This is a genomic window from Burkholderia sp. E168m22 (assembly GCF_001319805.1).
GTDB classification, from domain to species: domain Bacteria; phylum Pseudomonadota; class Gammaproteobacteria; order Burkholderiales; family Burkholderiaceae; genus Burkholderia; species Burkholderia orbicola.
In genome coordinates this window covers 18,607-32,503 of sequence record NZ_BBSK01000020.1, presented here as the reverse complement: position 1 = coordinate 32,503, position 13,897 = coordinate 18,607, and the positions used below count along the sequence as shown (strand labels likewise).

At 69.1% G+C, this 13,897-nt stretch carries 11 protein-coding genes and 1 riboswitch; of the genes, 3 read left to right on the top strand and 8 right to left on the bottom strand.

Annotated features, from left to right (window positions below; all coding sequences use genetic code 11):
* Positions 1-228: 228 nt before the first annotated feature.
* Together AP428_RS05905 and AP428_RS05900 are read left to right on the top strand one after the other, a co-directional pair.
* Complete coding sequence (locus AP428_RS05905) at positions 229-489, top strand: hypothetical protein (RefSeq protein WP_011545400.1); 261 nt, start codon at positions 229-231, stop codon at positions 487-489.
* Between the two features lie 152 nt (positions 490-641).
* The gene (locus AP428_RS05900; RefSeq protein ID WP_011545399.1) at positions 642-1,064 is read left to right on the top strand and encodes an NUDIX hydrolase; all 423 of its coding nucleotides are present in this window, start codon (positions 642-644) and stop codon (positions 1,062-1,064) included.
* Between the two features lie 33 nt (positions 1,065-1,097).
* Here the strand turns inward: AP428_RS05900 and AP428_RS05895 are convergent, their stop codons facing one another.
* The 8 genes from AP428_RS05895 to cobW all read right to left on the bottom strand — a co-directional run bounded on the left by AP428_RS05895 (position 1,098) and on the right by cobW (position 10,949).
* Complete coding sequence (locus tag AP428_RS05895) at positions 1,098-1,424, bottom strand: low molecular weight protein tyrosine phosphatase family protein (RefSeq protein ID WP_011545398.1); 327 nt, start codon at positions 1,422-1,424, stop codon at positions 1,098-1,100.
* A 28-nt stretch (positions 1,425-1,452) separates the two neighbouring features.
* Positions 1,453-2,085, bottom strand: a complete 633-nt coding sequence (locus tag AP428_RS05890; protein WP_041489196.1) for a DUF1993 family protein — start codon at positions 2,083-2,085, stop codon at positions 1,453-1,455.
* A 132-nt stretch (positions 2,086-2,217) separates the two neighbouring features.
* A complete protein-coding gene (locus AP428_RS05885; RefSeq protein ID WP_054927830.1) occupies positions 2,218-3,726 on the bottom strand; it encodes a tetratricopeptide repeat protein in 1,509 nt (502 codons plus the stop codon).
* 54 nt (positions 3,727-3,780) lie between these two features.
* Positions 3,781-4,233, bottom strand: a complete 453-nt coding sequence (locus tag AP428_RS05880; protein WP_011545395.1) for a YaiI/YqxD family protein — start codon at positions 4,231-4,233, stop codon at positions 3,781-3,783.
* 61 nt (positions 4,234-4,294) lie between these two features.
* Positions 4,295-4,903 carry a VWA domain-containing protein gene (locus tag AP428_RS05875; RefSeq protein ID WP_054927829.1) on the bottom strand — a complete coding sequence of 203 codons (609 nt, stop codon included), beginning with the start codon at positions 4,901-4,903 and terminating at the stop codon, positions 4,295-4,297.
* Positions 4,904-4,971: 68 nt separating this feature from the next.
* Positions 4,972-6,048 carry an ATP-binding protein gene (locus tag AP428_RS05870; protein WP_054927828.1) on the bottom strand — a complete coding sequence of 359 codons (1,077 nt, stop codon included), beginning with the start codon at positions 6,046-6,048 and terminating at the stop codon, positions 4,972-4,974.
* Complete coding sequence (gene cobN / locus AP428_RS05865; RefSeq protein ID WP_054927827.1) at positions 6,045-9,854, bottom strand: cobaltochelatase subunit CobN; 3,810 nt, start codon at positions 9,852-9,854, stop codon at positions 6,045-6,047. Before cobN ends, AP428_RS05870 begins: the two co-directional genes overlap by 4 nt.
* A gap of 6 nt (positions 9,855-9,860) precedes the next feature.
* Positions 9,861-10,949, bottom strand: a complete 1,089-nt coding sequence (gene cobW, locus AP428_RS05860) for a cobalamin biosynthesis protein CobW (RefSeq protein ID WP_054927826.1) — start codon at positions 10,947-10,949, stop codon at positions 9,861-9,863.
* A gap of 328 nt (positions 10,950-11,277) precedes the next feature.
* A riboswitch (cobalamin riboswitch) is annotated at positions 11,278-11,544 on the bottom strand.
* Positions 11,545-11,693: 149 nt separating this feature from the next.
* Between cobW and AP428_RS05855 the strand changes: the two genes are divergently transcribed.
* On the top strand, positions 11,694-13,832 hold the full coding sequence (locus tag AP428_RS05855) for a TonB-dependent siderophore receptor (RefSeq protein ID WP_054927825.1): 2,139 nt from the start codon (positions 11,694-11,696) through the stop codon (positions 13,830-13,832).
* The last annotated feature ends 65 nt before the right edge of the window (positions 13,833-13,897 follow it).

The window sequence follows — 13,897 nt, the reverse complement described above, 5'->3', positions numbered from 1 at the left end:
CGGCGCTTGTACGCGGCTTCTCCGGATTCGACGAATAATTCTTGTATGTGAATTTATATTCACACTAGGGAATTGTGTTGTCAAGCCCGGATGGACCCGGCCGCCGCGCGGAGAACGTCGTCGCGCGCAAGTGGGGACGACACCGAACGCGGACCGGTTGCGGTCGCGCCCCGCCGTTCGCTAAGCTGGCGGGCAGTTCATCCCCTTCAATGACAAGGCGAAATATTCATGAAACGGTTGTGGCTGGCGGCCTTCGTACTCGCATCGACGCTGGGCGTCGCGCACGCGCAAAAACAGACTTTCCACTTCGGTGAAGGACAAACCGGGGTATCGGGCGCGGCGCCGCACGCTGCCGCGCCCACCGCCCGGCCCGCGCCCGCACGCCGGCACGTCACCGCGCCGTCGCCGCATCACCGGCGTGCCGTTCACAAGCGCCGTCATTCGCGCCACGCGAAGCCGGCGCGCAGCGGAATCTATACGCACGCGTGAGCCGTCGTCCGTGGCACGACCGCGGTGCACCGAACTGTCACGAACGGCCGGTAACATCGGCGCGGCGGCCTGCATGCCGTCGCCGTCTGCTGCCGGCCCCCGCATGGCCGGCGCCGGTTTTTCTCCACGATTCAGCACCTGTTTTGCCGAACATGAGCACCGGGCCGGATACCCTCGCCGTCATCAAGGAACGCGCCACGATCGTGTGCCGCCAGCGCAGCAGCGTGCTGCTGGTCGCGCGCACCGCGGCGCGCTGGTCGCTGCCCGGCGGCACGATCCGGCGCGGCGAGACGCCGCTCCAGGCCGCGCAGCGGGAGCTCGCGGAGGAAACGCGGCTGGAGGGGCTCGCGCTCGACTACGCGGTGCAGTTCGGCGGGCTGACGAAGCTGCATCACGTGTTCGTGGCCGACGTGCCGGCGCACCTGACGCCGCGTGCCAGCAACGAGATCGCCCGCTGCAAGTGGTTCACCGTCGACCGGCTCGACACGCTGCAGGCCAGCGTGCCGACGCGCAAGATCATCGAGCTGCTGCGGCTCGACTGTTTTTCTGCGTTCGCGAGCGGGCCGCTGCGCTGAGATCGATGTCGGCTCGGGCACCGATTGCGGCGATTACACGCGCAGGAACGGGCCGGCCTTGCGTTCGAGCAGCGCGACCAACTCGGGCTGCATGAACGCATAGCGGTCGGGAATGTCGAGGCAGACGATCTTCCGGTGCTTCAGATGCGCGCCGAATTGCGCCGACAGCCGCGCCTGGTGCGCGCGCTCCATTACGAACACGATGTCCGCCCAGTCGAGTTGCTCGACGGAGAGCCGCACGTCCGCGTCGGGCGCGAGGCCCGCGGAGTCGGTTTCGACGCCGGGCCACGCGGCGAACACCGCTTCGGCCGTCGGGCTGCGCAGCCGGTTGCGGCTGCAGACGAACAGTGCCCGTGTCATGTCGCTGCGCGGCGCCCGCGGGGGCGGCTCACCCTTGCGGAATCGTGCCCGGCCGCACGTACGCGAGCATGTGCGGCACGTAATCGGCCTTGCCGAGTTCGACGCCGTGATGGCGCAGGATCGCGTACGCGGCGATCGCATGGAAGTAGAACTGCGGCAGCGCCCAGTCGCGCGCGTACTGTTCGCCCGTCATGTCGAACGCGATCCCGTTCGGCAGTTCGAGCGCGATCGGCCGCGCTGCGCCGCCATCGAGCGCATCGGGTGCGAGTTCGCCGAGAAACGTGAGCGTGCCGGCGATGATCGCCTGTGCATCGGCCGGCGAACCGGGTTGCGCATCGGCGTTCCAGCCCGCCTCGCGCAAGGCCAGCAATGCCGCCGGCAGCGGCTCGCCGCGCAGCCGGTAAACCGGCTCCATCGCCTGGAAACACGAGAAGCGCACCTGGGCGGCGAGTGGATACATGTCGGGGGCGAGCCTCAGCGTCATCGCCGCGTCGGGTTCGTCGCCCGCGGCCTGCCGATGGGCGACGGCCTTGTCGAGCCATGCGGACTGTGCGCGCAACATCTGGGTATAGGTCGGAACGAGAAGTTGGGTGGGTGACACGCATGCGCTCCTGTGTTGGGGTTCTCGCCCCACGATAGCAGCGTCGGCGCGAACCTGCATCCTGGTCGAGGTAACAGCTTGAACGATGACGGGCTCGCCTGAAGGCCGTGCCGCTTGTTTTTGCTGCGCGACATGAGCGACGCAAGGAACCGCGCGAAAGAGGCTGGCGCGGCCTCGTAGCGGCATCTCCCACTATGTCGCACGCATCGCGGACAACGTCTGCGAAACGCGCGCGACCACGCCGGACCAGTCCGTTTCCGTTACCGCCTGCCTGAACAGCGTAACGGCGCCCGGGTACCACACGGAAGTCGTGTCCGCGCCGCTCCAGCGCCAGTCCGTGCCCACGTTCGACAGCAGAATCCACGCGGGCTTGCCGAGCGCCGCGCTCAGGTGCATCACGGCGGTATCGACGCCAATGACGAGATCGAGCCGCGCGACGATCGCGGCGACATCAGCGAAATCGGTGGTCCGGTTGCCCAGATTGACGATGAAGCGATCGCCGATTCCGGCGCGCAGATCGGCTTCGTTCGCACCCTTCTGAAGACTGACGAACGTGACGCCGTCGATGTCCCACAGCGGCGCGAGCGTCTGCAGGCCGGGCAGCGAGCGCACGCGGTCGTTCGCGTGACCGGGATTGCCTTGCCACACCAGGCCGACGCGCAGGCGCCCTTTGGGCATCAGCCGATCCCATTTCGATGCCGCATGCCGAGGCGCGTGCAGATAAGGCAGCGTGGCCGGAATGGACGCCGGCGATTCCCGCAGATTGACGGGAATACTCCACACGTAGGTCCAGAAATCGTGACGCGGGCAGGCGGCCGGATCGAACCTGTCGCGCGCCACGACGGCGTCCGCTTCGGGGAGCGTCGCGAACAGCCGCTGCGTCGCGGCCGAGCACACGAGCGTGATCCGTTTCGCCCCGAGCATGCGGAGTTTTTTGACATAGCGGACCAGCTGGATCTGGTCGCCGTGCCCCTGTTCCGGCCAGATCAGCAGCGACGCGCCGTCGATCGGCTCGCCCTGCCACTGCGGGAACGATACGGCGGGCGCGTCGGAAAATGCGCCGTTGAGATCGGGGGCGTGACGCGCTTCGAAGAGCGGCAACCCCGCGATCCAGTCGTTCCGGTGCAGCAGCACATTCGCCAGATTGAGCCGGTATTCGGCACGCCCGGGCTCGAGCGCCAGCGCCTGCCGATAGGCCGCATCGGCTTCGTCGTAGCGGCCCAGGTCCTTCAACACCAGGCCGAGCGCATTCAGCGCTGCGTGATCGCCCGGCGTCTGCTCGACGGCGATCCGGATCGCCCGCTCCGCGTCTTCCAGACGATGCCTGGACCGCAACAGCATGCCGAGATTGAGGTGCGCCTGACCGTGGCCCGGTGCTTTCGAAACGGCACGCACGAACGCCCGCTCGGCGTCGACATCCCGCCCGCTCGACTGATAGAGCACGCCCAGGTTGTTGTCGATATCGGCCGACCGGGGCGCCGCGTGCGCTGCCCGCTCGAGGCACGCCTCGGCGGCGACGAGGTTGCCGAGCTTCAAATGGCACACGCCCGCGAGGTTCAGCAATTCACCGTGATCGCCGTGCTGCGCGACGAGCGCTTCCGCCGCCTGGATCGCGGCGTCGAATCGGCCCTGTGCATAGTGTTCCCTGACCGGCGTGACGGCCGCATCGTCCATCGGAAGAGTGTCGCGGTGGGGTTGCATGGACGGAATGATCGTCGCGGTCGGCGTAACGCGCAACGTTGGCGAGATCGGGCGTCAGCGCGGGGCGTGCCGCGCCAGGAACCGGTCGAGCTGCGACGCGAACGTCTTGCCGTCGCGCGCGCTGAACGGCGCCGGCCCGCCCGTATCGATGCCCGCGCTGCGCAACTGGTCCATCATCGCGCGCGTCGACAGGCGCTCCTCGATGTTCTCGCGGCTGAACCAGTTGCCGCGCGGGTCGAGCGCATGCGCGCCCTTGTCGAGCACGGCGGCGGCCAGCGGGATGTCCGCGGTGATCACGAGATCGCCGGGCTCCGCCAGCTCGACGATGCGCGCGTCGGCCACGTCGAAGCCGGCCGGCACCTGCACGGCCTTGATGAACGGCGACGGCGGCGTGCGCAGAAACTGGTTCGCGACCAGCGTCACGCAGATTTCGGCGCGACGCGCGGCGCGAAACAGCATGTCCTTGATGACGGCGGGACACGCGTCGGCATCGACCAGTACTTGCATGGCAGGGGTTTCCAGTGAGCGGAAGCAGAAGCGGCGATCATAGCGCACCGCCGGCCGGCCATCAGCCGGCGAGATCGGTGCGAAGCGCGTCGGCCGTCACCCACTGCGCGCCCCACGCGGCGGCGAGCCGCGCGCCCTGCCAGATCCGCACGGCCGCATCGTCGAAGTCAACGAACACGACGTGATCGGCCGCCGCGGGTCTGGCCGGCATCTCGCGCGTGCGCCCGTCGGACAGCACCCACAGCCAGCGCTGCTTGCCGGGCTCGCGGCGAGCAGCGTTGGCAAGCAACTGCGCGGCGGTCGCGACGCCGTCCGCGAGCGGCGTGCCGCCGCCGCCGTCGACTGGTTCGAGCCAGCGCGCATTCCACCAGCGCGGCACGGCCGGGCCGAAGCGCCGCGCGGCGCCTTGACCGCCGAAGCAAATCAGCGCGGTTTCGACCCGCTCACGCGCGGCCTGATCGAAATACGCGACGATCAGCCCCTTCGCGAGCGCGAGTCGTTCGTGCGACAACATCGACGCCGAACAGTCGAGCACGAAGCAATGCAGCGCACGCGGCGTGCCCGCGCGTTTCCCGAAGCGCAGATGCTCGCGATGCAGCGGGCCGCCGCGTTTCGCGACGAGCGTCGCCGGCCACGCGATGGCCGTGCCGGCGCGCACCGTGCCCGGCACGCGCGCGGCAGCGCCTGACTGCCATCGAGGACCGCGAATCGCGTTCGCGGCGGCGCCGGCTCGATGGCTCAGCGTTTTTTTAGCGGCAGCGGCACGACGCTTTTCACGTCGCGCAGCCCGGCCGGTTCGGGCGGCAGGTAGCCCCAGTCGCCTTGCGATGCGGACGCGTCGGCCTTCGTGTCGTCCTGTCGCTTGTCAGGCTGCCGTGGTGTGTCCGATCGCGAACGATCGTCGCGTTCGTCACCGTGTTGCGATGACGGTTGCGACGGCGGCGACCCCGCGTGGCGCCGGTGCCGCAGCACGGCTTCGGCCACGCGCGCCACATGCGACACCGTCACCGCGTCGGCCTGTTCCAGTGCGGCCAGCGCACGCGCGGCGCGCAGCATCACGAGATCGGCCCGCAACCCGTCGACGGCCGCGTCGATGCACAGTGCGCTGACGTGCGCATGGACCGCATCGTCGAAATCGAGCGCCGGCAGCCGCGCGCGCGCCGCATGAATGCGGTCCGCGAGTTCCCGCTGGGCCGCCGCGTGACGCGCGCGAAACGCATCCGGATCGAGATCGAACGCGAGTCTCGCCTTCACGATCCGCTCGCGCTGGGCGGCGTCGAAGCAGTTCTCCAGTTCGACCATCAGCCCGAAGCGGTCCAGCAACTGCGGGCGCAGCTCGCCCTCCTCCGGATTCATCGTACCGACCAGCACGAAGCGCGCGTCGTGCGCATGCGACACGCCATCGCGCTCGACGATGTTCACGCCGCTCGCGGCGACGTCGAGCAGCGTATCGACGAGCCCGTCGGCGAGCAGGTTCACTTCGTCGACGTACAGCACGCCGAGATGCGCGCGCGCCAGCAGGCCCGGCCGAAAGCGCACGCCGTTTTCGGCCAGCGCATGCGCGAGATCGAGCGTGCCCGTCACCTGCTCGTCGCTCGCCGACAGCGGCAGCGTGACGAACTGCCCTTCCGGCAGCAGCTCCGCCAGGCCGCGCGCGGCCGTCGATTTCGCGGTGCCGCGCGGGCCGCTGACGAGCACGCCGCCGAGCGACGGGTCGATCGCGGCAAGCAGCAGCGCCTGCTGCAACGCGTCCTGCGCGACGAGCGCCGCAAACGGAAAAACCGCGCGGGCGCGGTGCGTGGTCGGATCGGTCATGGCCGTCCTCCTTCCTGGCGTTGTTCGCTGGCGAGCCAGACCGCTTCGATCCGCTCGCGATAGGGGCCGGGCTGCTGCCACAGCCCGCGCTGCATCGCTTCAACGAAGCGTTCGCAGATGCCGTGCAGCGCCTTCGGGTTGTGCCGTTCGAGGAACGCGCGGGTGGCGTCGTCGAACAGGTACGCGTCGGCGACGAGCGCGTACTGGTGATCGGACAGCACGCGCGCGGTCGCGTCATAGCCGTACAGGTAGTCGACGGTCGCGGCCAGTTCGGCCGCGCCCTTGTAGCCGTGACGCTTCACGCCGTTGAGCCATTTCGGATTGACGACGCGCGAGCGGATCACGCGGGCGATTTCCTCGCGCAGCGTGCGCATCTTCGGCGCGACCGGGTTCGCATGGTCGCCGTGGTAGATGCTCGGCTGTTGCCCGGACAGGTGCCGCACGGCCGCCGTCATCCCGCCCTGGAACTGGTAGTAGTCGTTCGAATCGAGGATGTCGTGCTCACGGCTGTCCTGGTTCTGCACGACGACGTCGATCGTCGCGAGCCGTTCGCCGAACACGTCGGGCGCCGCGTCTCCCGCGCTGTTCTGCGCGTACGCATGGCCGCCCCATTGACGGTAGGCATCCGCGAGATCGGCGTCGGTCTGCCAGCGGCGCTGGTCGATCAGGTCCTGCAGGCCGGCGCCGTAGCTGCCCGGCCGCGCGCCGAACACGCGCCAGCCGGCGCGCCGGCGCGCTTCGTCGGGCGCCACGCCCTGCGCGATCCACTTCTCCCGTTCGCGCTCGATGCGTGCGCGAATCGGGTTCAGCTCTTCGGGCTCGTCGAGCGCGGCGACCGCCTGCACGGCCGCGTCGAACAGGTGCATCAGGTTCGGGAACGCGTCGCGGAAGAAACCCGACACGCGCAGCGTCACGTCGATGCGTGGCCGGTCGAAGATCTCGATCGGCAGGATCTCGAAGTCGGTCACGCGATGGCTGCCGTGCGCCCATTTCGGCCGCACGCCGAGCAGCGCGAACGCCTGCGCGATGTCGTCGCCGCCGGTGCGCATCGTCGCCGTCCCCCACACCGACAGCCCGATCGCGCGCGGATAGTCGCCGTGATCCTGCAGATGGCGCTCGATCAGTTGTTGCGCGGATTTCAACCCGAGCGACCACGCGGCCTGCGTCGGCACCGCGCGCGTATCGACCGAGTAGAAGTTGCGGCCCGTGGGCAGCACGTCGGGACGGCCGCGCGACGGCGAGCCGCTCGGCCCCGGCGGCACGAAGCGGCCGTCGAGCCCGCGCAGCAGCTGACGCATTTCCTCGCCGCCGCACGCGTCGAGGGCGGGCAACAGCGTCGAACGCACGCGTTCGAGCACCGCGAGCGTATGCGGCCATTCGCCGGGCGGCGGCATGTCGATGCCGGGTTCGTCTGAAGCGGCGCCGCACACGGCGTCCAGCCAGTGCTGCGCAAGCCGTTCGAGCCGCTCGCGCGTATCGCCGGCGTGACGCCACGGCGACGCGTCGAGCGCCTGCAGCACGGTCGGCCGCGGCCCGGTCCACGGCGCGGCCCAGTCGGCTGCGAGCGGATCGAAAGCGTCGCCGAGCGCGAGGTCACGCGCGAGTGCGCCGATCAGTCCGGCCCGTTCGCCCTTGCCGTCGCCGACCGGAAAACGAGCCAACGCAAGCAGCGTGTCGCGCCGCTGGCGCTCGACCGGCGACGCGCCGAACACGTGCAGCCCGTCGCGAATCTGCGCTTCCTTCAGTTCGCACAGCCACGCATCGACGCGCGTGAGCAGTGCATCCTCGTCGCCCGCATCGCGCGGCGGCGACACGCTCAGCTCGTCGTGCAGGCGATGCTCGGCGATCGTCGCGAGGATCGTCTTGCGCAACAGCTTCGCGCGCCGCGCATCGACCATCAGCGCTTCGTAGTATTCGTCGACCTGCCGTTCGAGATCCTGCAGCGGGCCGTAGTTTTCCGCGCGCGTGAGCGGCGGCATCAGGTGATCGACGATCACGGCTTGCGCGCGGCGCTTCGCCTGGCTGCCCTCGCCCGGATCGTTGACGATGAACGGATACAGGTGCGGCAGCGGCCCGAGCGTCAGGTCGGGCCAGCACGCGTCGGACAGCGCGACGCTCTTGCCCGGCAGCCATTCGAGATTGCCGTGCTTGCCGAGATGGATGACCGCGTCGACCTGATACGCATCGCGCAGCCAGAAATAGAACGCGAGATACGCATGCGGCGGCACGAGATCCGCATCGTGGTAGCTCGCGTAGTCGTTGTCGTCGCGCGAGCGCGACGGCTGGATGCCGACGAACACGTTGCCCGCGCGCCAGCCGGCGATCGTGAAACGCCGTTGCCGCAGCGTCGGGTCCGCTTCGGGCGGCCCCCACCGTTCGGTCAGCGCGTCGCGCACCGCGGCCGGCAGCTGCGCGAAACGCGCGACGTAGTCGGCCAGCGCGTAACTCTGAAACGCGGGACGCAGCGTGCGCACGGCGGGATCGTTGGTCACGCCTTCGGTGAGCCGCGCGATCAGCGCGTCGCCGTCGGGCGGCAGGTCGGCCACCGTATAGCCCGCGTCGCGCAGCGCCGCGAGCACGCGCAGCGCGGAGGCCGGCGTGTCGAGCCCGACGCCGTTGCCGATCCGCCCTTCGCTTTGCGGATAGTTGGCGAGAATCAGCGCGATGCGCTTGTCGGCATTGTCGAGCGTGCGCAGTCGGCACCAGCCGCGCGCGAGCGCCGCGACGAACGCGATCCGCTCGGCATCCGGCTGATAGCGCACGACGTCGACCTCGGTATGCGGGCAGCGATACGCGAGCCCCTTGAAGCTCACCGCGCGCGTGACGATGCGCCCGTCGACTTCGGGCAGCGCGATATGCATTGCGATGTCGCGTGCGTGCAGGCCCTGGTTGTCGGCCATCCACGCGTCGCGATTGCCGCCGGACAGGATCACCTGCAGCACCGGCGCGTCGCCGGCCAGCACGCCGGGCTCGGGGCTGTCGATCGCGCCGGCCGCGAACGCGGTGGTATTCAGCACGAGCGCGACGCCATGCGTATCGCAGAGCTGCGTGATGACCTCGCGGCTCACCGCATCCTTCAGCGACGTCACCGCGATCGGCAGCGGGTTCAGCCCTGCGTCGATCAGTGCGTCGGCCAGCGCGTCGAACACGGCCGTGTTCGCGGCCTGCCAGTGCGCGCGATAGAACAGGATCGCGACGACCGGTGCGCCGGGCGTCCAGCGCGGCCGCCAGTCGTCGACGCTCGCGCGGTCGCGCGCCGGGTGATACAGCGCGGCGGCCGGCAGCGGGCGCGGCGGTTCGGGTTCGTCGCCGAAGCCGAACGTGTGAAACGCGATGCTGCGCAGCAGCGCGTCGGCGTTGTGCACGCCGCCTTCGCGCAGATAGCGCCACCACAGCCGGCACAGGTCGGCCTTGACCGTGCTTTTCGCGACGAGATTCGGGTCCTCCTGCAGGTCGCCCGAGAACATCGCGAGTTGCTGCCCGCGCTTCGACGCGAGCGACACGGCCTGCTCGATCCCGTACGGCCAGTACGCTTCGCCGCCGAGATGGTCGATCACGACCGTCTTCGCGTGGCGCAGCACGTCGTCGACGTAGAAATCGACCGACGCCGGCTGCCGCAGGAACGTGACGTTCGCGAGCCGCACGCTCGGGAATCCTTCTGGCAAGTGCGGCACGACGCTCGCGAGCAGCGACAGCGTCGTGTCGGCCGAACTCAGGATCACGATGTCGGCCGGCTGCTGGTCGATCCGGACGACGCCCTGCGTATCGTCGACGAAGCCGCCCGGCGTGGTGCGCAGCAGATGCATCGTGCGTTACGCCTGTTGCGGCTCGGCCGCGCACGCGGCGTCGAACGCGCGTTGCAGCGCGGCCGCGTCGAGATCCTCGCCGATCAGCACGAAGCGGCTCGCGCGGGTTTCGCCGTCCTGCCAGCGGCGGTCGAAATAGCTGTCGAAGCGGCGGCCGACACCCTGGATCACGAGCCGCATCGGCGCGCCGGGCAGCGCGGCGAAGCCTTTCGCACGGTAGATCGTGTGCGCTTCGACCACGCGCTGCAGCGCGGCGATCGTCGCTTCGCGCGTGCCCGCGTCGCCCGATACCACCACCGAGTCGAAATCGTCGTGATGGTGATCGTGATCGCCGTCGTCGGCCGAGCCGTGATGGTCGTGACGCAGGTGGATCGTTTCCTCCGATGCCGACTCCAGCCCGAGCAGCATCGCGAGGTCGAGCTCGCCGCGCGTCGCGCGCACGATCTTCACCTGCGGCGGGATTTCGTCGCGGATCGCGGTTTCGATCTGCGCGAACTCGGCGTCGCCGACGAGGTCGGCCTTGTTCACGATCACGAGATCGGCGGACGACAGTTGATCGGCGAACAGTTCGTGCAGCGGCGATTCGTGGTCGAGGTTCGGATCGGCGCGGCGCTGCGCGTCGACGGCCTGCGGGTTTTCCGCGAACTGGCCGCTCGCGGCGGCCGGCCCGTCGACGACGGTCACGACCGCATCGACCGTGAAGCTGTTGCGGATCGTCGGCCAGTTGAACGCCTGCACGAGCGGCTTGGGCAGCGCGAGGCCCGACGTCTCGATCAGCACGTGGTCGATGTCCGCGCGGCGCTCGACGAGCGCCTCCATCACCGGATAGAACTCTTCCTGCACGGTGCAGCACAGGCAGCCGTTCGCGAGTTCGTACAACTGGCCCGATGCCTCGCCCTGCGCGCCGTCGGCATCGTCGCAACCGATGCCGCAGCCCTTGAGGATTTCGCCGTCGATGCCGAGCTCGCCGAATTCGTTGACGATCACCGCGATGCGGCGGCCTTCGGCGTGCTGCAGGATGTGGCGCATCAGCGTCGTCTTGCCGCTGCCGAGAAAGCCCGTGACGATCGTGACGGGAAGCTTGCGTAGGGTCATGGTAGGTCCGGTGTCGAAGAGGGAATCAGGACGGGATCGTCGCGTCGGCGGCGACGCGGCAATTCAGCGGGCGGTGCGCGGGAAGCTCGCCGCGCGATCCGCGCGGACAGCCGCACGGCGGGCGGGACAACGAATCGGACATGGTGCTTCCTTGCGAACGGTCGACATCGTGAATGCCAACACGGCTGCGGCGTGCCCCGCCCGTGCCGCCTGCCGTTCGCCGTGCCGGCCCGGGCGCGTTCGCGCGGACGCAGATCGGGGGAGATAGCGGGAAACACCGGGCGTCGGGCCTGCTGCGGCCGTGGACGATGCGCCGCCTCCCCGCGGCGCTGAACCCCAACGTTTAGGCCGGTATCCGGGCTGACGAACACGCCGCTTCGCCTTCCCGGATACGCGCGGCATCCAGTGGCAGTCGTCCGCATGCGCGTGGCATGCGGCGAAGCGGCGCTGCGTGGCGCTTGCGCGCGACGCGTTCGCTTACCGTTGCGGGGGCAGCACAGGTTGGCTCGACTGCGGCGCAGGCGGGCTCCCTGTTTCCCGTTTAACTGCGCACGCCGGAGCGGCGCGCGCGAGCACCAAAACGCGTGCGAGTGTAGGCGGCGGTGCGGGGAGCGTCAAGGCGAGCGGCCGGCGATGAACGCGAATGATTGTCGTTTTCAACTACACAAGATAAACTTCACCCAACAACACAAACCACCGCGCAACGGCAATGTGAGGCAATCACTCAGTTATCCTTAAATCTTCATGTCGAAACGACAGATATCCGGGCGGCGCTTTCCTGTGCTGGCCCTGTCGCTGTGCTCGATCGCCGGCGTTGCCTCCTTCCCTGCCCCGGCGGCCGAGTTCGACGACGAACTGCCTGCGGTCGAAGTACGCAGCCGCCGTCATCCGAACGATCCGCGCGCCGAAAGCGTGAGTACGGCGACGCGCACCGCGAGCGATCCGCGCGACGTACCGCAAACCATCGACAGCGTCTCGGTCGAGGAAACGCTGTCCTATGGCGGTCGCACGCTGGCCGACGCGCTGGCCGGCGTGCCGGGCGTGTCCAACACGTCGGATACGCGCTTCGATTCATTCCGCATTCGCGGCTTTTCCGCCGCGGGCGACCTGCTGCTCGACGGCATGCGCAACGATGCGCAATACGTGCGCAGTCTCGGCAACATCGAACGCGTCGAAGTGCTGAAGGGGCCGGCTGCCGCGCTGTACGGGCGCGGCAGCGGCGGCGGCGTCATCAACCGGATCACCAAGCAGCCGTTGCCGGAAAACTTCGGGCATCTGTCGGCGGCGACCGGCAGCTATGGACGGCTCGGCGCGTCGGTCGATCTCAACCGCATGCTGTCGAGCGCATGGAGCGTGCGGCTCAATGCCGGACGCGAACACGCAGGCAGCTTCCGCGACCACGTCGACGGCACGCGCCAGTATGTCGCGCCGTCAATCAAATGGCACGACGCGCGGCGAAGCTGGCTGCTGCAGTTCGAATACGACGCGTACCAGCGCGTGCCCGATCGCGGCATGCCGGCGCCGGTCTCCGCGGTCGACGCGGCCGGCAAGCCGTTCGCGTTCTCGCTGCCGTCCGCGCCACGCGCGACCTTCTTCGGCGCGGCGGGCCGCGACACGATCCGCGACGAGAACATGAACTGGCGCTCGGTCTTCACGCACGCGCTCGACGGCGACTGGGAATTGCGCCATACGCTCGGCGTGCTGAATTTGCGCAGCACCTTCGACAATACCTACGTCACGCAAAGCTACGTCGCGAAGCCGCGCGACTACCGGCGCGTGCAGCGGGCGCGCTACCTGCAGGACATGACGCATCTCAACGTGCAGACCGGCGTCGAACTGGGCGGCAAGGTCGCGACCGGTCCGGCGCTGCATCACCTGCTGTTCGGTATCGAATACGGCTGGCAGAAACGCGCGCCGACGCTCTGGCAGGCCGACGCCGCGCCGATTCCGGTGACCGGGCCGGATCGCTTCGCCCTGGTCGGCTCGACGCCGCGCCCGTATGCGATGAACCGCCACCGCGTCAGCGACTACGCGATCTTCGCGCAGGATCGCGTCGACCTCGGGCGAGCGTGGAAGCTCCTCGGCGGCCTGCGCGGGGAACGTTTCGACGTCGATTCGACCAACGCGCTGAACGGCCTGCATGCACGGCGCACGACGGCGGCATGGAGCCCGCGGCTCGGCGTCGTGTGGTCGCCGGTCGGCACGCACAGCCTGTATGCGTCGTACAGCAAGAACTTCGCGCCGGTCGGTGGCGACCTGATCGGCATCACGCCCGACGCGCGCGGCAACGCCAACGACCTCGGCCCGCAATACACGCGCCAATACGAGATCGGCGTGAAAAGCGACTGGCGCGACGGCGCGCTGAGCACGACGCTCGCGCTGTTTCAGCTCGACCTGTACAACCGCCGCATCGCCGATCCGGTTCGGCCGGGCTTTTTCGACCTCACCGGCCTCGAGCGCAATCGCGGCCTGGAACTGGGCGTCGCCGGCCGGCTCGCGGGCGACTGGTTCGTCCGCGGCGGCATCGGCTGGCAACACGCGCGGGTGGTCGACGCCGAGCCGAAGTACGCGGGCAAGCGCTCGGCGGGCGTGTCGGCGTCGAACGGCAGCCTGTTCGTCGGCCATGCGCCGCTACGCGGTTTTTTCGCGGAACTCGGGCTGGTGTACGAAGGCGCGCGTTACGCCGATCGCGACAACCTGCTCGAATTGCCCGCGTACGTTCGCTGGGACGGCAAGGCCGGCTATCGCACGCGCGACTTCGAGGTGACGCTGGCGGCCGTCAACCTGACCGATCGCGATTACTACGCGAATGCGACGGGCCTCGCGCAGATCATGCCCGGTACGCCACGCACGTTCACGCTGACGGCGGCATACAAGTTCTGACCTCGCGGGTAGCGCCGACACCCGCGCAGCCGGCCCGCCGGGCGGCTTGCGGGTTGCACGCCTGT

What these genes read in the sequence shown, in the direction of transcription:
- AP428_RS05905 (WP_011545400.1), top strand. Translation starts at nt 229, where the DNA reads ATGAAACGGTTGTGGCTGGCGGCCTTCGTACTCGCATCGACGCTGGGC.
- AP428_RS05900 (WP_011545399.1), top strand. Translation starts at nt 642, where the DNA reads ATGAGCACCGGGCCGGATACCCTCGCCGTCATCAAGGAACGCGCCACG.
- AP428_RS05895 (WP_011545398.1), bottom strand. Translation starts at nt 1,424, where the DNA reads ATGACACGGGCACTGTTCGTCTGCAGCCGCAACCGGCTGCGCAGCCCG.
- AP428_RS05890 (WP_041489196.1), bottom strand. Translation starts at nt 2,085, where the DNA reads ATGCAGGTTCGCGCCGACGCTGCTATCGTGGGGCGAGAACCCCAACAC.
- AP428_RS05885 (WP_054927830.1), bottom strand. Translation starts at nt 3,726, where the DNA reads ATGCAACCCCACCGCGACACTCTTCCGATGGACGATGCGGCCGTCACG.
- AP428_RS05880 (WP_011545395.1), bottom strand. Translation starts at nt 4,233, where the DNA reads ATGCAAGTACTGGTCGATGCCGACGCGTGTCCCGCCGTCATCAAGGAC.
- AP428_RS05870 (WP_054927828.1), bottom strand. Translation starts at nt 6,048, where the DNA reads ATGACCGATCCGACCACGCACCGCGCCCGCGCGGTTTTTCCGTTTGCG.
- cobN (WP_054927827.1), bottom strand. Translation starts at nt 9,854, where the DNA reads ATGCATCTGCTGCGCACCACGCCGGGCGGCTTCGTCGACGATACGCAG.
- cobW (WP_054927826.1), bottom strand. Translation starts at nt 10,949, where the DNA reads ATGACCCTACGCAAGCTTCCCGTCACGATCGTCACGGGCTTTCTCGGC.
- AP428_RS05855 (WP_054927825.1), top strand. Translation starts at nt 11,694, where the DNA reads ATGTCGAAACGACAGATATCCGGGCGGCGCTTTCCTGTGCTGGCCCTG.